This is a genomic window from Sagittula sp. (assembly GCF_052825245.1).
This window is the reverse complement of the sequence record NZ_JBRBWD010000017.1, coordinates 14,221-35,193: the sequence shown is the minus strand read 5'-3', so window position 1 is coordinate 35,193 and position 20,973 is coordinate 14,221. Positions and strand designations below refer to the sequence as shown.

Sequence of the window (20,973 nt, the reverse complement as noted above, 5' to 3'; positions counted from 1 at the left end):
AAACTATCGCTATCGGAGATACCGGCCCGAAGACCGGCTAACTCCTACATCCAGCAGAGGAGAACATATATGAGATCGGGGTATAAATCCTTTATTATCAGCGCATTGCTGATTTCTCTTGGATCGGGGGCTACTGCAGGCGACATTGTCTGGGCTCGCGACGGGGACATCGACTCGCTTGACCCACACCGCGCGACTTCCACGCTTTCCCGGCAAGTCTGGTACCAGATCTACGATTCGCTTCTGGAATTTGGCGATGACGGATCCGTTGGTCCGAACCTTGCAGAAAGCTGGGATGTTTCCGACGATGGCACTGAGATCACCTTCAACCTGCACGACGACATCGTCTGCCATGACGGATCGCCGTTCAATGCCGACGACGTGATCTGGACCGCCGATCGCGCGCTCTTCGGCGACAACCCGAGCCTGACAAAGGCAAGCTGGGGCAATATCTCGTCGGTCGACAAGATCGACGACCTTACGGTGAAGTTCACGCTAGAGACGCCGTTCGGGGCATTGGTGCCTTTCATGGCTGACCAGTTCACCTCGATGCTCTGCGACAGCAATGCCGACGCCGCGGATTTTGGCACTGGATCGGCCATCGGTACCGGCCCTTGGAAACTGGCGTCGTGGACCAAGGGATCGGAGATCGTACTCGAGTCCAACGCCGATTACGTCAACCGTGGCCGACCGGTCGACAATCCTGGCGCACCCAAGGCCGACCGTCTGGTCGTGCGCACGATGCCGGAGGGGCAGACCCGCGTCGCCGGTCTTCGGACGGGTGAACTGAACGTCATCGTCCCGCCGATCCAGGAGGTGAAGGCGCTTCAGGAAGACGACACCGTCGAGGTGCATGTCGCCAAGGGTACCGGTCAGAACATGTTCCTGCAATTCGCGGTGAACCGCCCGCCCTTCAATGACGCACGGGCCCGGCGCGCCGTCAGCCATGCCATCAACAAAGACATGGCGATCCAGGTCGTCTACGGCGATCTGGTCGAGCGGCAGTACTGCCCGGTCTCGCGCGGAGTGTTCGGCAACGATCCGGAATTCTGCAAGCAGTACGATCAGGACTACGATCCAGAAAAGGCCAAGGAACTGCTTGCCGAACTTGGCTACGGACCGGACAATCCGATGGAGGTGATCTTGGCCACATGGACCGGGGACAATCGCGAGCGGATGCTGCAAATGCTTCAGAACCAGCTCAAGCAGGTCGGAATCAAAGCCTCGATCGAGGTGATGGACATCGGTACGCTGAATGCACGCGACACGCAGGAGAACAACAAGGCTGACGGGCCGGGCTACATGGACCTGATGGGCTGGACGTGGTTTGATCCTGATATCCTCTACCTCCTGTGGCATTCGCCGGGCGCCTACGAGGGCTTCAACACCCCCGAACTCGACAAGGTCCTCGATGCGACGCGCACGGCCGTCGATCCCGCCGAGCGCGAGAAGGTCGTGAAGGATGCCTTCAAGATCCTGCTCGAGGAAGCCGGACAGGTTCCAATCTACACGCCGGGCTGGCTCTGGCTCTACGCCGTCTCCGCCGACACGCCGGGCTTCAAGATCGGGCCGTTCAACCGCGCGCAGTTCAGCGCGATGGAAGCCGGCTGATCGTCACGGGCGGGCGGGGGAGATTGCCTCGCCTGCGCATCTATCCGGCAGGCAGCGTGCGTCCCGCCGCCCGCCGACCCTCTCGCTGCGCAAGGACCCGACGCTCTCATGGCCCGCTTCCTCATCCAACGTCTTCTCGCCGCGATCCTGACGATCTTCGTCACCACTGTCGCCGTCTCCATGCTGATCCATCTCGTCCCCGGCGATCCGGTGCAGATCATGTATGCCCAGAGCCAGGGCACGACGCCCGAGCAGCTCGAGGCCGTGCGCGAGAGGCTGGGCCTGAACGATCCTCTCTATCAGCAGTACCTCTCCTATGTCGGGCGCCTTCTTCAGGGTGATCTCGGCGTGACCATCCGGGGCGAGCAGCCGGTGCTCGAACTCCTGCTGCTGCGCTTGCCGAACACCCTGATCCTGGCGTCCTCGGCGCTCCTGATCGCCTCGGCGATCGGGCTGAGCTTCGGTTTCCTGGCCGCTTACAAGCGGGGAACCTGGCTCGACACGACGCTGATGACGACAGCGATCCTCGGCGTATCGATGCCGCATTTCTGGCTGGGACTGATCCTCTTGTTCTATTTCGCGGTGCACCTTGGCTGGTTCCCGGTCGCCGGCAGCGGTTTTCCCAATCTCGTGCTGCCGGCGGTGACGCTGGGGCTCACGAACGCCGCGATAATTGCACGGCTGACGCGATCCTCGATGATCGACATCTTCGACCAGGATTTCGTCCGAACGGCGCATGCCAAGGGCCTGCCGAAGGCGATGGTCCTCTATCGCCACGCGCTCCGCGCGGGCCTCGTGCCGATCGTCACGATGATGGGCCTGCAATTCACCTACATGATGGGCGGCGCGATCGTGGTGGAAAACGTCTTTGGCTGGAACGGCGTCGGACGAATGGCGATCCAGGCGATCTTCCAGCGCGACTACCCGCTGATCCAGGGCTTCATCCTGATGTTCGCCATAGTTGTGGTCCTCGTCTCGATCCTGATGGACGTGATCTACGCCTTTCTCGATCCCCGGATCAGGCACTAGGGGGTCGCATGCAGCAGAGAGTGAAAAGCGCAATCGACATCGCCGCCGCCGCGGGCAGCGGCGCGCCGGCCCGCGTCGGGTTCGGCCGCCGGATGGTCGCGGTTCTGGGCGCCGCGACGGCGAACCGTGGGGCGAAGGTCGGGCTCGTCCTTGTCGGCATCCTGATCGTCGTGGCGGTTTTCGCGCCTTGGATCGCGCCCTACGGTTCCGACCAGATGGGGGCAGGCATGGGGCTGATGCCGCCTTCGGCCGACTACTGGTTCGGCACCGACGAATTCGGCCGCGACGTGTTCAGCCGCGTCGTCTACGGCGCCCGTCTGACTATCCAGGTGGGCGTTATCGCGGTCGGCATATCGCTGACGGTGGGCACGCTGATGGGCCTGATCGCGGGATACGCGGGCGGCTGGGTCGAGCGGATCCTGATGCGGCTCGTCGACGTCGTGTTTTCCTTCACCGAGACACTGATCGCCCTTGCCGCAGTGGCCGTCCTAGGCCCAAGCCTGACGAACGCGATGATCGCGGTCGGCATAGCCGCGATCCCGTTCTACGCACGCGTCGCCTACTCGGTGACGCTGGTAGAGAGGAACAAGGCCTATTTCGACGCCGCCTATGTGGCGGGTGCCGGGCACTTGCGGCTGATCTTCATTCACCTGCTGCCGAACATCCTTCCGCCGCTCATCGTCGTCGCCACGCTGGGCGTCAGCTCTGCCGTTCTGGCCGCCGCTGGTCTTAGCTTTCTGGGACTGGGCGCGCAGCCACCCTCACCAGAATGGGGCGCGATGCTCTCTGCCGGCAGGGACTATTTCACGCAGGCGTCCTGGATCATGATCTATCCGGGCCTCGCGATCATGGTCACCGTGCTGGCATTCAATCTTCTCGGTGACGGGATCCGCGAGGCGCTCGACCCCAGGCAGAAGGCGAAGTGATGAATGACGTAGCCGAAACTGAACACACGGTCCCGGCGGCCGACTCCCGCGAGACAGTACTGTCCGTGCAGGACCTCTCCACCGAGTTCCGGGGCAAGAAAGGCAGCGTTCGCGCGGTCGACGGGATGTCCTTCGACCTGAAGAAGGGCGAGATCCTCTCCATCGTGGGAGAGTCCGGCTCGGGCAAGAGCGTCACCTCCCTCTCGATCATGGGTCTATTGCCCTACCCGACCGGGCATATCGCCGAGGGCCGGATCCTGTTTGAGGGGCGCGATCTGGCCACGCTTTCGGATCGCGAAATGCGCAAGCTTCGGGGGGCTGGCCTTTCGATGATCTTTCAGGAGCCGCTGACCTCTCTCAACCCTGTTCTCTCGATCGGGCGCCAGATGACCGAGGGCATCATCCAGCATCTCGGCCTCAGCCGCGAAGAAGCGAAAAAACGCGCCATCGAGATGATGCGCCGCGTCAGCATCCCAGCCCCCGAGGCGCGGCTAAAGGACTATCCGCACCAGTATTCCGGAGGAATGCTGCAAAGGATCATGATCGCCATCTCCATGTCATGCGATCCGCGCATCCTGATCGCCGACGAGCCGACGACCGCCCTCGACGTCACGATCCAGGCGCAGATCCTGGAGCTGATGCGGAATCTCCGCGACCGGACCGGCGCGTCGATCGTTCTGATCACCCACGATATGGGCGTGGTGGCGGAAATGGCCGATCGGGTTATTGTGATGTATTGCGGGCGTAAGGTGGAAGAGGGCCGTGTGGACAGAATCTTTGCCCGGCCGAAGCATCCCTACACACTTGGCCTTCTCCGCTCGCTGCCCGTGCTGGGCCACGCTGGGCCGGTCGGATCGGCGGAACTGGCCGAGATCCCCGGCGTTGTGCCCTCACTCGACGCGCTGCCTCCCGGTTGCCGCTTCTCCGACCGCTGCCGATTCGCGACCGACCGCTGCCGGGCCGAGAATCCGCCGTTCGAAGAGGCGGAACCCGGGCACTTCACCGCTTGCTGGCATTCCGAAAAGCTGGAGCCCTTGGCATGACATCCACCCCCATCCTCGAACTCAATGCTCTGGTGAAGCGGTTTCCGGTGAAAGGCGGGCTCTTCGGACCGAAAAAGTTTCTCTCGGCCGTCAATGGAGTATCGCTCCAGATCCGCCCCGGCGAAACGCTGGCGCTGGTCGGGGAGTCGGGCTGCGGCAAGTCGACCGTCGGCAAGACGATCATGAAACTGCACGATCCTTCCGAAGGCAGCATCCTGATCGACGGCAGGGACATCGCACCCCTGAGCCGCGCCCGCATGAAGCCGGTGTGGAGAAAGGTTCAAACAATTTTCCAGGATCCCTTCTCCTCGCTCAATCCGCGGATGACCGCGGGAGCGATCGTGGGTGAGCCCCTGACCATTCACGGTCTTGCCTCGGGGGCCGAGAAGGACCGCGTGGTCGCAGAAACCTTCCGCAAAGTGGGCCTCCGGCCGGATCAGATGAGCCGGTTCGCCCATGAGTTCTCCGGCGGCCAACGCCAGCGCCTTTCGATCGCGCGCGCCCTCGTCGTAAAACCGGACCTCATCATCGCCGACGAACCGGTCTCTGCGCTCGATGTCTCGATCCAGGCCTCGGTCATCAATCTCCTGATTCGGCTTCAGAAAGAGATGGGTCTCGCGATGCTCTTCATCTCCCATGACATGAGCGTGGTGGAACACATCAGTCACCGGGTGGCGGTCATGTATCTGGGTCGCCTCGTGGAAAGCGGACCGCGTGACGAGATTTTCCGCAATCCCAAACACCCTTACACCCAGGCGCTTCTCTCAGCTGTACCTATTGCCGATCCGACCTCAAGGGACCGCCAGCGGATCGTTCTGAAGGGCGACGTGCCAAGCCCCATCGACCCCCCGTCCGGCTGCCCTTTCCGCACTCGTTGCCCGATCGCCGAGGACGGCTGCGCAAGAGCCATGCCCGACACGACGTTGCTGCCATCCGACCACCGCGTGGCCTGCCACGTCCGAGCGCGCGAGGCGGTTGCATGACTATCGGCATCGGCGCAGCCGGCCCGAACGCGGGGCTGGCGGTGTTTCGTGCACTTGCCGCAGCAGAGGCGGTTGGCCATGGCGCAATCGGGGGGTTCGCCGTCTTCGCCGTGCTCACGGCCGACGGCCGCGTCATCCGTGCCGAAACCCAGAGAGGCGGCTCCGCGACATTGTTCACTGACGGCGAGACCACCGGCGGCCCACCACCACCCGAGGTGGCGTCGGCGCGCTTCGCGGCGCTGATGTCAAGCGGGCCCGACCGCCCGGCACCTCTTAGCCAGTTCCTCGCCGCCTCTGAGGCTGGCCTTGTCACTGGCCATCGGCTGCCGAATATGCCCGGATCTGATGGCCGACCCGTCAACGAGGCGGTCCTGTCAGCTATGGCGGAGGGACTGAGCGCGGAACAGTCCCTACAGCGAGTCCTTAACGCGGATCCCGATGCCGATGCGGGCATGATTGCTCTCGGGCCATCACGGGGCATTGCGGCCCTGAACAGCAGCCTTGTCGCCGCGCGCCCGGATCTCGGTACGGCAACGCGTGCTTCCAAAGAGGCGGCGGTCTGCGTCCTTCACAACGCGATCCGGCCTGCCGCCGATCTCGCCCCGCTCGTGGCGGCGATCGCGATCGAGACAATGGCGCCGCCGAGCAGCCCGGCAGGTCATGCCGTCGTTCGGACGGGTACACCGCTTGCCCTGTCGGAAGCGAACCAGGTGATCCTTGGGCCGGACGACGTCGCCATGTTGGTCAAGACAACGGACGCGCGCATCCTGACCGGCCGCCATGCCTGCGCGGCCATCTATCTGGGTGCCGCCGTCGTTAGGAACGGCCAGTTGCTCGGCCACACGACGATGGAGCCGAACGTCCTTGTCGAAGACGGTCACATCATCCGGCTGAGCGGTCAGTCCGAGGCCCGGATTCCCTTTGCAGCCAAGGAATGAAGGATGCAGACCCGAGAGATACTAGACCGGCTGATCGCCTTCCCCTCGGTTTTCACCGCCGAGGCCTATGCCGGGGTCACCGACTACGCGATTTCGCTGCTTGCCCCTCTCGGCGTGACGTGCCATCGGCTCGAGGCGCCGGGCGGCGGTCGCGCGGGTCTCTTCGCATCGACCGGGCCCGCAGGACCGGGCGGCATCATGCTTTCGGCGCATCTCGATGTCGTGCCGACGGCGGGACAACCGTGGAGCAGCGACCCTTTTGTCGCCACAGAACGCGACGGCAGGATCTACGGACGCGGCACCTCGGACATGAAGGGCTTTGCCTCCGCGGCGATACGCGCGATGGCGGAGGCGTCGAGGCGCCCACTCGGGAAGCCACTGAAGCTTGCGCTTTCCTACGACGAGGAAGCCGGCTGCGTGGGCATAGCCGAGATGGCAGGCGCGCTCGACCGGACGATCGGTCTGCCCGAACTTTGTATCGTGGGCGAACCGACTTCGATGCGGATCGTGAACGGCCACAAGGGAAAGGTATCCCTGCGTGTCCGGTTCACCGGATCCGCAGGGCATTCCGCCAGCGCGCCCGACCACGTCAACGCCCTGCACCTCGCCTGCGACTTCATCGGCGTGCTGCGGGACTTGCAGCAGGAAATTGCCGAGAAGGGCCGAAAGGCAGAGGGTTATGCCGTTCCCTATTCGACGGTCCACGTGGGCAACCTCTCAGGCGGCGACGCGCTAAACATGATACCGGAGGCCGCAACGCTCGAATTTGAGATCCGCCACATCGCGGCGGAGGATCTCGACGCCTTACTCGGACGCATCTCGCGTGCCGCCGCGAAGATCGCCGATGATGCGGCTCAGCGACGGCCCGAGGCGTCGGTAAAGATCAAAGAATTCAATCGATATCCCGGCTTTGACATGGACAGTCGGGCCGCCATCGATTTCCTCGTCGGCATCGGTGGCAAACGGCCCGAGGGCAAGGTCGATTACGGTACCGACGGCGGCGTCATAGCGGATCTCGGCGTTCAAGTTCTCGTTTGCGGGCCGGGCGATATTGCCCGCGCTCACAGGGCCGACGAATACATTAAGGCGACCGAACTTGATCAATGCGATGCTTTCCTCAGTCGGGTTCTGGACACGCTCGAAATCGGCTCACCCTTGCCCTAAGAGCGGAACCGACATCGCGTCAGACCACTTTGACCGGCGCGGTCTGCTCGAGCGGGCGCCCCGGACGGGCTCCGGTCTTGCGGCCGTCGACCCAGACTTCGCGTCCATTGACCATGACCCTGTCAATCCCCTTCGCTGGGGCGATGGGGCGTTCGAACGTCGCGCCTTCGGAGATGTTTGCCGGGTCGAATATGACAAGGTCGGCGAAGGCCCCGACCGCGATACGACCCCGCCCTCCCAGCCCGAAGCGGTCTGCGGGCATGGACGTCATTCGCCGCACGGACTCTTCCATCGTGAACAGGCCTAGGTCGCGAGCGTAACGGCCGAGGACCCGCGGGAAGGTTCCCCAGACCCGCGGATGAGGATGCGAGCCGCCAGGTATGCCGTCGGAACAGATCATCGTGTGCTCATAAGACATGATCCGCTGTACATCCGCCTCGTCCATGATGAAGAAGATGCCCATTGCCGGCAGCAGGCGCTGCAAGGCGTCGTCGATATCCGTGTTCCACAGCCGCGCAACGTCGTCGAGGTCGCGCCCGGCGAACTCGGGATGGGGCTCGCTCTCGGCGATCATCACCCGCGTGGCCTGCTTGTGGCGACCTGAATCGAGGATCGTCGAGGAGGCGACCCAGGGCGTTGTGTCCAGCCCGACGTCCTGCGTCTTAATGGCTTGGTCAATCATCCGCAGCGTGATCTCGGACTTTCCATGGTTGGCGAGCCCCGCACATTTGTGGTGCGATACATGGACGCCGCAGCCGCTTTCGCGACCCACTTGAAATGTTTCCTCCAGCGCTTCGACAACCCGGTCGGCTTCGTCCCGCATATGCGTGACGTAAAGTTTGCCATGCGCCTGCGCAATCCGGGCAAGTGCGATCAGCTCACTGATCGGCGCGGCGCGCGAAGGCGGATAGTACGTGCCAGTCGAAAGTCCGATCGCCCCCTCGGCCAGCGCCTGATCGAGGCTGCGGCTCATCGCCTGGACCTGCCCGGGGTCTGCTGGCCGCCCCAGGTCCGGCACCTCGTTTATCCGGAGCGTCGTGTGCCCGATCAGGCAGGCGGCATTGACCGCTGAAGGCTCGGACATCAGCCGGTCGCGGTAGGCTGCGAATGTCGAAAAAAGGCAGTTTTCGTCCTCGACGACCATGCGCAGCGGTTCGGGCACGGCGCTTGTGTCCTTCAGCGGGGCGACGGAGAAACCGCAATTTCCGTTGATCACCGTCGTGACGCCCTGCGAAGTCATGAACTCCATGTCCGGGCGGGTCAGCAATGCGGCGTCATGGTGAACATGCGGATCGATGAAGCCCGGCGCAACGACCCGACTTTTTCCGCCCACCACACGCCCCGCCGACCAGTTCCGCAGATCGCCTGTCGCGACAATGCGATCGTCCGTGACGGCCACATCGCCCTTGCGCCGTGGAGCGCCCGTACCGTCGATGATCTCCGCGCCGCGAATGATAAGATCTGCCTGCATTGGCACCTCCTGTCTTTGAGCTCCGAAGTTGGCCAGTCTGAATGATGCGGTATCAGTGTAAGCGCATGAAGGATTGCCGATCCATCTCTAAAGGTTACGCGGAGGTAACGCAGGTTCCACCATCGTGAGGTTGTAATCAGTTGTCGGCAGGGACATTGCAACAATAATTCCTCGATCGACGCACATTGTTGGTTAGTTTGTTCACTCACCATCAAAGTGCGTTGCAGGTTCGAAGGAGCCATTCGCTGAGGTGCGCACGCAGGGCGGCAATGTGCCGAAAGCCCTCCTCGACGCAGGCCACTCGAATGGCGCTTTGTCCCGCATTGTGGGCTTTGCCGAAGGCCTTGGCGAACGGCAGCTCATCGGCGTCTATCCTGTCAGCCGTTTTGCCCTCTCCGCTATCCGGACCACTTGCGCACCTGCCTTCGCCGCAGCGCTCCGCACAACCACAGGCGCCTGCACCGCACCTCGTCCGATCGCTTCGCCTGTCGTGAGCGCACCGATCCGCGATCTGCCCTTGACGCCGTTCGTATTGAAGATGCCTCGCATGATCCCGGTCGAGCCAGCGACAACGGCGGGCGCGGCCACCACCATCAGGTTGCCCGAAATCCCCCGTACGATCAGGGGCGTTGCTGCGACAAAGCCCTTCGCCAGGAAGACCATGACGAAGAACGGCACCAGCGATCCGATGTTGGCGGCGGAGTTAGGATCGCCAAGCTGTGCCAACAGAGAATTTGCCATGCCGACCACAGTTGAAAACATAGCTGCGATGACGATGGGGTAGAAGGCATAGCTGACCGTCGTCGAAACCCACCTATGGAAGAAATCCTTGGTCGCGTCGAAGAGCGACAGTGCGATCATGATCGGAGCGAGGCCAAGCATGAGTGTCAGCATCATCTTGGCGAAGATGAGTACGATGCCGGTCATGAAGCCGAGAAGGCTGAGGAGCACCAGGCCAATGCCGCCGAGGATCGCTCCGGTCATCCAGTTGAGGTTGTTGCCGATAGCGTTAAGGTATTGGCTGAACTCTGTAATCAGTCGGTCGAATTCGGCTGCGAAATAGGTAGCGCCCGCCCCGCCGCCCCCGACTGATGAAATCAGTGCGCCCGCCACATAGTCGAGCCCGCCAATGACTGCATTTGCGACAGCGTTGAAGTTGGCCCAGTTGAAGGCGAAGAGCCCTATCAGCATCAGCTTGATCAGGTACCAGAAGAAACTGGCCCCATCCATGCTGCGGAACTGGAAGGCCATGTTGATGCAGACGCCGATCAGCGAGAGCGTGACCATCAGCAGGACGATCGTGCCGGTATTGCTCGCCACAGCCCCGAACTGGGACTCGGCGGCATCGGCAAGGAAGCCGTCGGCGGTTCCGACCATCCAGCTGACGATGCTCATTACCAGTTGCCTTGCGCTTCGCAGATATCCTGGACGTCGCGGGCGATCTGGTTCTGTTCGTTGCGGAGGGCCAATTGGGCCTGAGTGTGCTCCGCTTGCGTGCTTGTCGCGAACCGTTCCTCGTACTCGGCGGAGGCAGCATCCCATGACGGGAAGCGGACATCACAGCCGCAGTCGCTAGTTGCCTTGATCGCCTCCCAGGACCGCAACTCGTAGAGCCGCATCAACGTCAGCGCCTTGTAGGCCTCGCGCGGGTGGACTTCATCCATCCAGGTCGGGCGAGCGGGCCGGTCGTTGCAGATCCGGTACTGCTGGGGCGCGATGGTCACGGTGAGATCGTTCGTGACCTGGGGAGAGGTCTGGGCCGCGAGCGGCGCGGCCAGCAGGGCGACAACTGCGGCGAGGGTGATTTTGCGCATGGGGGTTTCCTTTCGGGTCATTCGGCGGCAACCGCCGGGCGCTTGGTGCCCTCGATTCCGGCCGTGTTCGTGTCTGGATGTCTCACCTGCCCCGGCAGGAAGAACTCGGTGATGCCGCGCGCGCCTTCATGGCGGCCTGCCTGGATGATCACGTCGATGGAGCCCTCGATGTAGTCGACCATGTCGGCATAGGTCATCGGCACATCGGTCTTGAGCGCGGCAATGGCGAGACGGCGGACGGCGAGTTGCGGGGTCTCCGCATGCAGGGTGGTGAGTGAGCCGCCATGCCCGGTGTTGATCGCCTCGAGGAAGGTCATGGCCTCGCGTCCACGGACCTCCCCCAGCACGATCCGGTCCGGCCGCATCCGCAGGGTCGAGGCCAATAGAACATCGGCGCTGCGGGCCTCGGTGTCCCGGTCGGCGATCAGCGTGACCGCATTCGGCTGCTCGGGGCGCAGCTCGGCTGCCTCCTCGATGGTGATGATCCGCTCCTTTGGCGGGATCAGCGAGAGGATCTTACGCGCCGCGACTGTCTTGCCGGTCGAGGTGCCGCCTGAAACGATCATGTTGAGCTTGTTCTCGACGCAGAACCGCAAGGCGGCATCGATATCGCCGGAGGCCACCACATCGCGCAGGGCGGCATTCCGTTCGCGGCGCAGGCCTTCGAGGCTGCGCTCCTTGCCATAAAGGAAGCCAAGCTTGATGGCCTTCAGCGGCAGCGCCGAGAAGAACCGCAGCGAGATGGAGAAGCCGCCCTCGACGGCCGGGGGCTGGATCACCTGCGCCCGGATCGGTCGGTCCCGGTAGAGGATCGAGACCGAGACAATGGGCTTCTTAGTGCTGAGCGTCGTCGAGGCGGCCGAGGCGATCTGGTTGCCGAGGTCCTTGATCTCGGTCTGGCTCAGCGGGCTGCCGAGACCTCGCATGAAGTGATCGCCCTGGAATTCGCCCCAGACTTGTCCGTCGGGATTGATGCAGATCTCGATCGTGTCGGCGCGCAGGACCTCGGGGCCGAAACGGTCGAGCGACGCTTCCAGATAACTTGCAGCCATGTCAGAAAATCTCGAGGTCACGATCAACCATGACCGTGATCCGTGTACCCTGATCGACATGTATCACTGGCCGGATCGCCAGATAGTCCTGCATCACGCTTTGCGTGCTATCGCGCAGGTCGGTGCCGACATCACTCGCAACATCGGCCGCCGCCTCGCTGTCGATTTGACCCGCTGCAGCCGCAGGCAAGGCGCCGATCAAGGAGATCAGCGCGGCGGAGCCGAAGCGTTGCGCGAAACGGGTGTCGACAAACCCGGTGGTGCCAGTACGGCCGAGTTCGTCTCCACCGAAGGCGCTGATCTGCACGGTCTGATTATCGGGCAAGATGATCCGGTCCCAGGCCACCATAACGCGCGATTGGGCGAGTGCGACATCGGAGCGGTAGCGCCCGATCAGCCGTGCGCCGCGCGGGATCAGGATACGCGTTCCATCGAAAGAATGGACGTCTTCCGAGACGATGGCGCGGATCGCGCCGGGCAGTGTGCTGTCGAGGGCCGTCTCTGTCACAGCCTGAATCATGGTGCCCTGAACAACCGTGTTCGATGGGTTCACGATCACTTCGGCACGTGTCACCTGCGCAGGTTGTGCGCCCGAACGAACAAAGGCTTCATCTGCATTCAGACGTGCGGCTTCCAGCGTGTTCTCCCTATCCGCACCCGCGCCCATCCCGGAGAACGCGATCATAGGAGACGCTATACGCTCTGCGCGGGCCTCAGCTTCAGCAGCGCGCCGCCTTTCGAGTTCGGCCAGCCGCAATTCTTCTTCACTTGGCCCCAATGAGGTCGGCTCTGGTGGCGCAAGTCGTGCAAGTTCCAAGTCCATTCGGAGCTGATCCAATTCGCGATCCCGCTCGGTCAGCTGCCGCTCGAGGGCACGCTGCGCCTCGGCGGATGCTTCCTGTAAGGTGGCAATTTGCGCCGTCAGGTCCGCAATCGCCTGCTCCGCCCCGCTGTCTGCAGCCTCGGCCGGTCTTGCGCGCAGGTCCTCGAGTTCCGCTCTTAATGTCGCAAGACTTTCCATCAGCGCCAGCTCCGACTCGCTCGGACCTGTGTCCGCAGGCGGGGCTTGGCTGGGCTCTGGGGTAGCAATAGGCGCCAGATCTCCGAATCCGGGGCCGCTACTTTGGAACTCTTCCGGCGCGGCGGTCGCCATTGGTGCTTCTGCCGACGGCTGCAGGGCAGCCCATGCCAGACCACCTGCTGCCGCGATGCCGACGACCCCAAGGATCGCGGCAAGCGGCGCAGGCCGCTTGCTTGCCGTCGCTTTGCTTGTCGAACCTTCGAGCGCCGCGAGGCGCGCAGCGAGGTCTTCCGTACCTTCGGTCATGATGCGGCCTGCCCTGCGTCTTGGACGCAAACCACTTCTTCGCCAAGGCGAAGGACCCATTGTCGGTTGACGCCAGACACGCGGATGACGCCGTTACTTGAGGTGTGGCTGTTCACCGCGCGTTCCCTTCCGTTCGAATATCGGAAGATGGCGGGCACCGGCGCGTTCCGTGCGAAGCGGAAATACGTGAAGTTGCCATCATCCCAGATGGCCGTCGGCGTAAACTCCTCCCGGGCGCTGACGGCATAGTTCGCGTTCGGCGCATCGGCCGCGACCGCGCGGGTCGGCTGAACGCGGCTCTCGGGATAGCGGAACTGCACGACATAATGCGGCGTCTCCCGGGCTTCGACGACATGGAAGTAGTAGGAGCGGCGGTTGGTGTAGACGGTGATGTTGGTGGCGACGCCAGATGCTGTCGGTTTGATGGCGAAGGCACGGCCACCCGGGACACCGTCGAATTGAAACCCGACCGTATCGCCGGCGATGATCGAGCGGATGGTTTCACCCTCACCGAATTCGACTGTGGTGACGCGGGTCAGAGTCGTGACGACACGGTAAACCTGGCCTTCAGTCCAGGTCGCGACGCGCACGCGATTGTCATGAGAACCTGGGCGGGGCGTAGTTTCGGCCAAGGCAGTCGTTCCCGCGAACGCGAGAATACCGGCGGCCAGCAGCGCAGAGATTGGAGTGCGAGTCATTCGGAACGGTCCGATCGGATGGCATATTGTGTAACGGTGAAACCGAAAGGGTTTTGCCAGACATCGTCGATCGCGCGGGTCCGCTCGGGCCGGAATTCGAACATCAACGTGGCAGTGAACGATCCATCCTGTACCCCTTGCGGGCTTGTCAGACGCTTTCTGAGCCGCACCTGGGCGCGGTTATCGCCAATAAGGGTGATCGAGGCGATCTCAACAGCCATCTCGGCCGCAGCCCCGTATCGCGTCGGCGGATAGCTCTCCTGCCCGGAGGTCCACATGGCGCGCATGCTGGCCTCGGCCGCCCCGGTGGATTGCGCCAGCACCCGGCGCACGCGCAGATCGTTGTCGAGCTGATTGTAGGCCTCGCGGTCGAGAATGTAGCGATAGATTTGTGCTTCGATCACGGCAGGTCGTTCGGCAAGCGAAACGGTTTCAACCGTGGCATTGGGGAGCGCCATCCCGGTCGCTGGATCGTAGGGTACAACTACGGGCGGCGGCGTCTCGACCATCAGCGCGACAGCCGCAGCCGTCAAACAGCCGAATACGCCGAAGCCTGCCCCGGAAAGGCCGATCATCCGCCAAAGCTGTTCCCGGCGCAGGGCACCGTAGACAAGTTCCTCTTCCACGAGTTCGCGCGCAGTCATCACCCCTGCCCCACTCATGGCTCAAGATCCGGCAAGGTGAAGTCCATGTAGCGGCGTTCTTCGGCAACGGTGGCGGCATCAACCACGCCTGCATTGCCTGCGCCGAGGGTTTGGATCGTTTCCAGCTCCCACATCCGGGTCATGGCGATGGCGAGTTCCGCCGTGACGCGCGTGTTATGATCCATCGAGGCTTTGAGATCCTCCATGTCCGGGATCATCTCGACCAGACGTTCCACCCGTTCGAGAGACTGTTCCGCCTCTGCGTGGCTGTTCTGCGCCGCCGCCGACATCACAGCACCTGTGGTTGCCCGGGTGGCCACGCCTTCAGCTCCCGGATTGCCGCTGGTGGCGATTTCGCGGAGAGAATCTTCGTCGAACCCTGCACTTGCCAGCGCCTGTTCCATCTGCGTGCGCATGGGCCCGGCATTGGGCCCGATGAGCGCGCTCCAATCGCCCGCCTGGATGCCTCGGATCAGGCCGGGGATGTCTTCGAAGTTGGCCTGAAGCAAGGTGTCGAGGTCCCCGCCCATGGCAAGCCCGAGGATGCTGCGCGGCCCGGTGAGCGAGGCATACATCTCGTTCAGCTGATCGAGCTGGCTTTGCAGCATGTCCAGTTGCTCCAACGCATTGTCCAGAAGATCGGTCTGGATCCCGAAATCCTGCAGCATCTGCTGAAGCTGGCGGATTTCCTGGGCAATGTTCTGGGTGTCCACCGTGGGCACACCCTGTGCCGCGGCAGGTCCGGTGACATTGAGGGCGAGCGCGAGCGCAATGCTACTGGCGAAAATGGAACGGGGCAGGCGCAGGTTCAACGCAAATCCTCCTGACTGAAATCCATGAATTGCCGCTCGGCAGCCTGGGCCGCCGCCAAGGCGATCTGCTCGGCGCTGAGTGGCTCGGTTCGGGCGGCCTTGATCCGGGTTCGGATTGCGACCAGCCGGGCCAGTTCGGCCCGGGCATAGGTGTTGAGCGCGATGGCCTCGTGGAGATCCTCGGTCTCACCAATGCGGGTGATGATGTCCTGAACCCGCAGGGCGGCGGCACGGACCGAGACCAGCGAATAGTCGCCATAGACCCCTGCGCCGTGGGCCGAGAGGCTGAAACTCGCGTTGGCGAGGAGCACAGGGTCGATGGTGCCGAGCGCATCGATGCCGCCTACGGCCGCGAGGTAGCTGTTGTACTGCTGCGGGATCACCACGACATAGTGCTGGGTTTCCGCGAAGGGCGGCACACCGCCATAATCCTGCACATTGCCCGGACCGGCGTTATAGGCGGCGAGTGCATGAATGATGTTGCCATCGAACATGTTCAGCATCTGGGCGAGGTAGCGCGCGCCACCGGTGACCTGCAGATAGGGATCGTCGTAATACGCCGGGTAGATCCCGAGATCGCCCGCGGTACCTGGCATGATCTGGGTAAGTCCGAAGGCACCTACGGGTGAGCGTGCCCCGATCTGGAAACGGCTCTCCTGCCAGATCAGCGCCTGCAATAGGCAGCGCCATTGCACGAGCGAAAGGCCCGCGCGGCCGACTCCGGGCAGACTATGGGTGTCGCGTGCTGCGCGGATGATCAGCTCCTCGATCCCTTCCCGGGCATCGCCAAACATCCGGGCTGCGGCCGGGTTGTTGTCCTCGGGCGCATAGAGGCTGGCGGCGGCGCTCTCGACGTCATCAACCGCCCCCTGCCCCGCCTCGAGCCCAGCCACGGTGCCCGCGACATCGCCCGAGCCGAGAGACATGGCATCCATGAGTCCTTCGAGGGAGGCGAGTTGCTGACGCTCGATCTCGGCCAGTTCCTCCTCGCGGCTTAGCCGGTCCTGCTGCAGTGTCAGGTCCCGATCGGTCTGCTCGAGGATCGCCTGCCGCTCTGCGAAGAGGCGCAGATCGAAGGTCGGCACGCCTTGGGCGACCGCTGGCCCCGCCGTGGGACCTGCCAGTGCAAAGCCGATCATCGAGAGAGGAAGCCAGGTCCGCATTGGCTCAGCCGCCCGCCCTCAAGAGGACGAAATCGCAGGCCGTGTCGCGGCGCGTGACCTCCGCCCCCATGGTCGAGATCGTGGCGGTGGCGGTTCCTGCCTGCGCAGGAGCCTCGCGAAAATTGAAGCAGTTGGCTTGCGGGGGGGTATGCTGTGCACAGGCTGTCAGGGTCAGGCCGAGCCCGAGCAGCACGACGCTGCGAATGATGGTACGGGTCATGTCACTCTCCAGAAATCAGGACGTTCGCGATAATCGGCGCCGACAAGGGCCTCGCCCTTCTCCATGCCGCCAAGGATGGTCACGAGGGGGCCAAGGGCGCTGAGATCGGCATCGATCACGACCGAACCCCGGTCATCGCGCACGAGGGCCAGCCGCGAGGCGGAGCCGACGCCCAGAAGCACGTCGAGCTCTTTCTCGGTCAGGCCGAGCATGGCGTAGTCGGCGGCTGAGGCGCGGATGTTGGGCAGCAGCACCTGGGTCGGCACGGCTTCCACGATGGTCTTGCCGGTCCGCGTGCGCTCGAGCTGGCTGGCATATTGGGTCATCATCACGACGACGGCGTTCTGCTTGCGGGCGGTCACCAGCCAGTTGCTGAGCCGCTCCGCGAAATAGGCGTTGTCGAGGGCCTTCCATGCCTCGTCGATGACGATAATGGTGGGCTTGCGGTCCTCGATCACCCGCTCGACCCGGCGGAAGAGGTAGGAGAGGACCGCCATGCGTTCCCGTTCGCTCTCAGAATCGAGGATGCCGGTGAGGTCAAAGCCCGCGACGTCACCGTCGATGCTGAAACTGTCCTCGGCATTGGCCCCGAAGATCCAGCCGTAGCGGCCCTCAGCCGTCCATTCCTGCATACGCTCGAAGAGATCGCCCTCGTCATCGGTCGAGACCAGCAGCGAGGCGAAATCCGACCAGTTCCGCAGGCCCGCATGTCCTGCGCTCGCGTTCTGGCGTACGACCTCCTGCAATCGGTTGGTCTGAATCGGGGTCAGCGGTCGATCGCGCCGCTCCAAGAGGCTCGCGAGCCAATCAGCAAGCCATGCCTGGCCCCGCATGTCGATCTCGGTCTGCAGAGGATTGAGGCCCGTGGGCCGTCCGGCCCGCACGGTCGAATAGCTGCCGCCGAGCGCGCGGACGGCCATCTCCATGCCCGCGCGATAGTCGAATACCAAGACCCGCGAACCTGCCCGCCGTGCCATGGTCATCAGGAAAGCCGCCAGGACGGATTTGCCGGAGCCGGGACGGCCGAGGATCAGCGTGTGCCCACCTGTGGGCTCGCGATCTGGTGCGCCCAGTTCGTGGAAGTTGAAGCGAAAACCGCTGCGCTCGGGCGTCGGGAAGAGTGTGATCGGCACGCCCCACGGCACTTGCCTACCAGTCTTGCCAAGCGGTGTGCGGTGAAAGGTGGCGAGATCGGCGAAGTTGTGGTTCGTGATCGCTGCCTTGCGGCTTCGCGCCCCGGTATTGCCGGGATGCTGCGCCATGAAATGCGCCCGCGCCCCGAAGGCTTCCGAGATCAGGTTGATGCCGGAGGTGGCGGAGATGTTGCGGATCTCGGCAGCGATATCGTCAAGCGCCGTCTGGGTGCGGGCATAGACGGCCACGGTCATGTGGTGCTCGCCGAAGATCAGGCGTTTGGATTCCAGATCATCCTGCGCGAGTTCCAGTTCCTGGGCGAGACTGACGGCCCCGTCATTGGCGGCTTGCATCAGCCGCAGCTGCCGCTTGATCCGGCCAGCCATGATGTTGGCGTTGATCGGCACAAAAGAGTGCGTGACCACCATGTCGACGGGCAGGTTCAGCTCGTCGAGCATGAGGCTGTCGGTCTTGGCGGGATAGTTTTTCACCGCGAAGATCGCGCCGAGCTTGTCGCCCACAGAACCGTCGGACAGGGCGATGGTCGTGCCTCGGAAGGTGACGCGGGTATTGGCCACGTCCTCGGCGATCACGCCGAGGCGCGACCTCGGGAAGAGCGGATGTTCTTCGCCCGTGTTGAGCGAGCCGAGGAAGCCCAGAAGCTCGCCGGTGCTGGCGGCAAGCATCCGGGGTTTCAGCTCATCAAAGGACGACAGGAGAAACCCTACCACCTCGTCGAGCTTGCGCAAGCGGCGGGTCGTGTCCGCCGCATGCCGGGCACGAGACGCGCCCAAGCCGAAGGGCAAACGGCTGCCGGTCTCGGGACGTTTCAGCACGGTCAGGGTCAGTGTCTTGTCGCGCAGACCGGATTGACCCAGATGCGCGCGCCAGCGCTGGTCGATGGCGGCGGCGAACCCTTCGCCCGGGATGGGCGGCAGGGTTACGTCGACCGCTTTCGACACCTTGTGCAGGTAGAAGGAGAACTCGGTCCCGACCTGCGCGACGATGCCTGCCAGGAGCCCGCCGATCCGGTCGAGATGCCCGTCCTCGCTGGTGGTGCTGTCGACCCCTTCCAGCCTGATGCATTGCATCAGCTCGTTGCCGCGTGTCCGGATCGTTCGGTCGTTTACGAGGCTCACATAGGGCAGCATCATTGAGAGCCGCTTCTCGCCCTTGACCCATGCCGGCAGTGCCGTCAGCGGATCGAGGGCGTCGCCCACGTCATCGGCTACTCCATCACGGGGCATAGCTGTCGCCCCCATGAAGCTTGCGGTTTGTCGTGGGCGGGGTTTCCTGCAGGGTGATCACCAGGACATCGAGGAAGTTCGGATCCCAGTCTGCGGCTTTCCAGAGCGCCGGCCAGGCCAGCCCCGCGAACACAGCCACCACCCAGCTCTGCACCCAGAGGAACAGAAGCGTCGAGCCGAAGAGCCAGACCATGGCGTACATGATCGGCAAGCCCATCAGCTTGGGTGGCCTGAGAAGACCGATGAACACGCGGGACTGGTCAGCCATGGATGGAGCTCAGGTGGTCCAGATGGCGGCGACGATGGTGGGTGCTGCGGCGATGCCCGCGATTGCAACCACGACCCAGAGCGCCTGACGGAAATCGAGGATGCCGAAGAGCCAGGAAAGGAACACGCCGATCAGCGCAAGCGTTCCGATCACGATTCCCAAGGGACCGGTGATCGCATCGACAATGCCTTGAAGCAGGGTCTGCACCGGCGAAAGGTCGATGCTCTGCGCAAGCGCTGGACCCGCCAGCACGATCAGGGCCATCGCGCCGAGCGCGACGATCGAAGGTCTCGATGTCATGAAAGATCTCCTCTGAGCCGCTCAAACACGGCAGTCACACGGGCCACGTGCCCTTGGGTTTCTCGAAAAGGGGGGATGCCGCCGTGGCGTGTGACCGCCTCAGGGCCAGCGTTGTACGCCGCAAGGGCCAGAGAGCCCTCGCCGAACTGGTCGAGCATCATCAGCAGGTAGCGGGCTGATCCGTCGAGGTTTTGCGCAATGTCATGTGGGTCCACGCCGAGATCGCGGGCGGTATCCGGCATAAGCTGCCCAAGGCCTATGGCCCCGACAGGGCTGCGTGCAGCCGGATTGTATGCGCTCTCGACTTCGATGTTGGCTCGGTAAAGGAGCGCCCAATCAGTGACGGAAAGCCCTGCGCGACGCAGCGCACCATGCCCGGCATAGCGTAGAGCCGTGGTCTCGATCGCATGGAAGATTTCTGGGGTGGCGCGGGCGGCGGATCGAGCCGGGATCGCTGTCTCGCTCGTCGCGTCAGGAACGCGAGGTTCTGCGAAGAGGAAAAGGCGCCCATTTGCCTCTTGAGAAGAGGAAATCAATTGGCCGTCTGGGCCAACCGAAAAGATGAAACCGTCGGCCAGGGCCGGGGGCGCGGAACAAACGCCTGTACCCAAAGCAACGACGAGCGCAGTTGCGCGGTCAGCTGCCTTTGACCGGAGGCGCGGCGTGGCGCTCGCGACCACCTTCTTCAAGTGGGATGCTCGCCGTCGTACAGCCCATGTCGGCCAGGAAACTGACAAGGCCAACGATGGTTTTGAAGTCGCGGAGCTTGAGGACGCTTCGGCTGGTGACGAGCATTTTGTCGTCACGCCCATCAGTGGCGACGGCGCGGATGACCCACGAACCGTACCAGCTGTTATGGCGCTTCTCTGCTCTCTCCTTGCAGACCACCTCAATGAGGTAGCCCTCGGCGAGCAAGCCGCGCAGTCCGTCTTCTGTAACCACATTCGGGGCTTCTTCTATCATGGCCTTCCCTTGGGTCCTTGTTCTGCCTGGGTGCAGTATCAGGCCCACGGGGTCGCAACACCGTGAGCGATACAAAACAACATTAATGATAGCAAGACAATAATAACGTGTTGACGAAGTTCGCCTTGCTCCGATAACGGTGATAGCCGACAGAATGATAATCTTA

At 63.3% G+C, this 20,973-nt stretch carries 22 protein-coding genes; 7 read left to right on the top strand and 15 right to left on the bottom strand.

All coding sequences use genetic code 11. The features are described from left to right. Positions 1–69 precede the first annotated feature (69 nt). The 7 genes from ACU0DV_RS06575 to argE all read left to right on the top strand — a co-directional run bounded on the left by ACU0DV_RS06575 (position 70) and on the right by argE (position 7,694). A complete protein-coding gene (locus ACU0DV_RS06575; protein WP_111733940.1) occupies positions 70–1,611 on the top strand; it encodes an ABC transporter substrate-binding protein in 1,542 nt (513 codons plus the stop codon). A gap of 108 nt (positions 1,612–1,719) precedes the next feature. Then, positions 1,720–2,640: an ABC transporter permease gene (locus ACU0DV_RS06570; protein WP_111733937.1), complete on the top strand. Its 921-nt coding sequence runs from the start codon at positions 1,720–1,722 to the stop codon at positions 2,638–2,640. 8 nt (positions 2,641–2,648) lie between these two features. Beyond that, positions 2,649–3,566 (top strand): nickel transporter permease, encoded by a 918-nt coding sequence (nikC, locus tag ACU0DV_RS06565; RefSeq protein ID WP_239494653.1) that lies wholly within the window; start codon positions 2,649–2,651, stop codon positions 3,564–3,566. After that, positions 3,566–4,609, top strand: coding sequence for an ABC transporter ATP-binding protein (locus ACU0DV_RS06560; protein WP_111733935.1), 1,044 nt, complete (start codon positions 3,566–3,568; stop codon positions 4,607–4,609). Before nikC ends, ACU0DV_RS06560 begins: the two co-directional genes overlap by 1 nt. Beyond that, complete coding sequence (locus ACU0DV_RS06555; RefSeq protein WP_111733933.1) at positions 4,606–5,592, top strand: ABC transporter ATP-binding protein; 987 nt, start codon at positions 4,606–4,608, stop codon at positions 5,590–5,592. Before ACU0DV_RS06560 ends, ACU0DV_RS06555 begins: the two co-directional genes overlap by 4 nt. Beyond that, a complete protein-coding gene (locus tag ACU0DV_RS06550; protein ID WP_111733931.1) occupies positions 5,589–6,530 on the top strand; it encodes a DUF6963 family protein in 942 nt (313 codons plus the stop codon). Before ACU0DV_RS06555 ends, ACU0DV_RS06550 begins: the two co-directional genes overlap by 4 nt. A 3-nt stretch (positions 6,531–6,533) precedes the next feature. Further along, on the top strand, positions 6,534–7,694 hold the full coding sequence (gene argE / locus ACU0DV_RS06545; RefSeq protein ID WP_111733929.1) for an acetylornithine deacetylase: 1,161 nt from the start codon (positions 6,534–6,536) through the stop codon (positions 7,692–7,694). Between the two features lie 19 nt (positions 7,695–7,713). Here argE and ACU0DV_RS06540 read toward each other — a convergent pair whose 3' ends face one another. The 15 genes from ACU0DV_RS06540 to ACU0DV_RS06470 form a co-directional block, all read right to left on the bottom strand. Then, complete coding sequence (locus tag ACU0DV_RS06540; RefSeq protein ID WP_111733927.1) at positions 7,714–9,165, bottom strand: N-acyl-D-amino-acid deacylase family protein; 1,452 nt, start codon at positions 9,163–9,165, stop codon at positions 7,714–7,716. 369 nt (positions 9,166–9,534) lie between these two features. Beyond that, positions 9,535–10,560 carry a type IV secretion system protein gene (locus tag ACU0DV_RS06535; protein ID WP_394445525.1) on the bottom strand — a complete coding sequence of 342 codons (1,026 nt, stop codon included), beginning with the start codon at positions 10,558–10,560 and terminating at the stop codon, positions 9,535–9,537. Then, entirely contained in the window at positions 10,560–10,979 is a 420-nt protein-coding gene (locus tag ACU0DV_RS06530) for a hypothetical protein (RefSeq protein ID WP_446273495.1), read from the bottom strand. Before ACU0DV_RS06530 ends, ACU0DV_RS06535 begins: the two co-directional genes overlap by 1 nt. 17 nt (positions 10,980–10,996) lie before the next feature. After that, positions 10,997–12,031, bottom strand: a complete 1,035-nt coding sequence (locus ACU0DV_RS06525; protein WP_446273494.1) for an ATPase, T2SS/T4P/T4SS family — start codon at positions 12,029–12,031, stop codon at positions 10,997–10,999. Between the two features lies 1 nt (position 12,032). Beyond that, complete coding sequence (locus ACU0DV_RS06520) at positions 12,033–13,358, bottom strand: TrbI/VirB10 family protein (protein ID WP_446273493.1); 1,326 nt, start codon at positions 13,356–13,358, stop codon at positions 12,033–12,035. Beyond that, complete coding sequence (locus tag ACU0DV_RS06515) at positions 13,355–14,056, bottom strand: TrbG/VirB9 family P-type conjugative transfer protein (RefSeq protein WP_446273492.1); 702 nt, start codon at positions 14,054–14,056, stop codon at positions 13,355–13,357. Before ACU0DV_RS06515 ends, ACU0DV_RS06520 begins: the two co-directional genes overlap by 4 nt. Continuing rightward, positions 14,053–14,700 (bottom strand): virB8 family protein, encoded by a 648-nt coding sequence (locus tag ACU0DV_RS06510; protein WP_446273491.1) that lies wholly within the window; start codon positions 14,698–14,700, stop codon positions 14,053–14,055. Before ACU0DV_RS06510 ends, ACU0DV_RS06515 begins: the two co-directional genes overlap by 4 nt. 14 nt (positions 14,701–14,714) lie before the next feature. Next, positions 14,715–15,512, bottom strand: a complete 798-nt coding sequence (locus ACU0DV_RS06505; RefSeq protein ID WP_446273490.1) for a type IV secretion system protein — start codon at positions 15,510–15,512, stop codon at positions 14,715–14,717. Continuing rightward, positions 15,509–16,675: a lytic transglycosylase domain-containing protein gene (locus ACU0DV_RS06500; protein ID WP_446273489.1), complete on the bottom strand. Its 1,167-nt coding sequence runs from the start codon at positions 16,673–16,675 to the stop codon at positions 15,509–15,511. Before ACU0DV_RS06500 ends, ACU0DV_RS06505 begins: the two co-directional genes overlap by 4 nt. Before the next feature lie 4 nt (positions 16,676–16,679). Then, positions 16,680–16,895 carry a hypothetical protein gene (locus ACU0DV_RS06495; RefSeq protein WP_446273488.1) on the bottom strand — a complete coding sequence of 72 codons (216 nt, stop codon included), beginning with the start codon at positions 16,893–16,895 and terminating at the stop codon, positions 16,680–16,682. Further along, positions 16,892–19,276, bottom strand: a complete 2,385-nt coding sequence (locus ACU0DV_RS06490) for a VirB4 family type IV secretion/conjugal transfer ATPase (protein ID WP_446273487.1) — start codon at positions 19,274–19,276, stop codon at positions 16,892–16,894. Before ACU0DV_RS06490 ends, ACU0DV_RS06495 begins: the two co-directional genes overlap by 4 nt. Then, positions 19,266–19,544, bottom strand: coding sequence for a type IV secretion system protein VirB3 (locus ACU0DV_RS06485; RefSeq protein WP_009574151.1), 279 nt, complete (start codon positions 19,542–19,544; stop codon positions 19,266–19,268). Before ACU0DV_RS06485 ends, ACU0DV_RS06490 begins: the two co-directional genes overlap by 11 nt. A gap of 9 nt (positions 19,545–19,553) precedes the next feature. Next, entirely contained in the window at positions 19,554–19,844 is a 291-nt protein-coding gene (locus ACU0DV_RS06480; protein ID WP_054540759.1) for a TrbC/VirB2 family protein, read from the bottom strand. Continuing rightward, positions 19,841–20,524, bottom strand: a complete 684-nt coding sequence (locus ACU0DV_RS06475) for a lytic transglycosylase domain-containing protein (RefSeq protein WP_446273534.1) — start codon at positions 20,522–20,524, stop codon at positions 19,841–19,843. Before ACU0DV_RS06475 ends, ACU0DV_RS06480 begins: the two co-directional genes overlap by 4 nt. Further along, on the bottom strand, positions 20,481–20,807 hold the full coding sequence (locus tag ACU0DV_RS06470; RefSeq protein ID WP_010138156.1) for a hypothetical protein: 327 nt from the start codon (positions 20,805–20,807) through the stop codon (positions 20,481–20,483). The genes ACU0DV_RS06475 and ACU0DV_RS06470 overlap by 44 nt, the downstream gene beginning before the upstream one ends. Between the last annotated feature and the right edge of the window lie 166 nt (positions 20,808–20,973).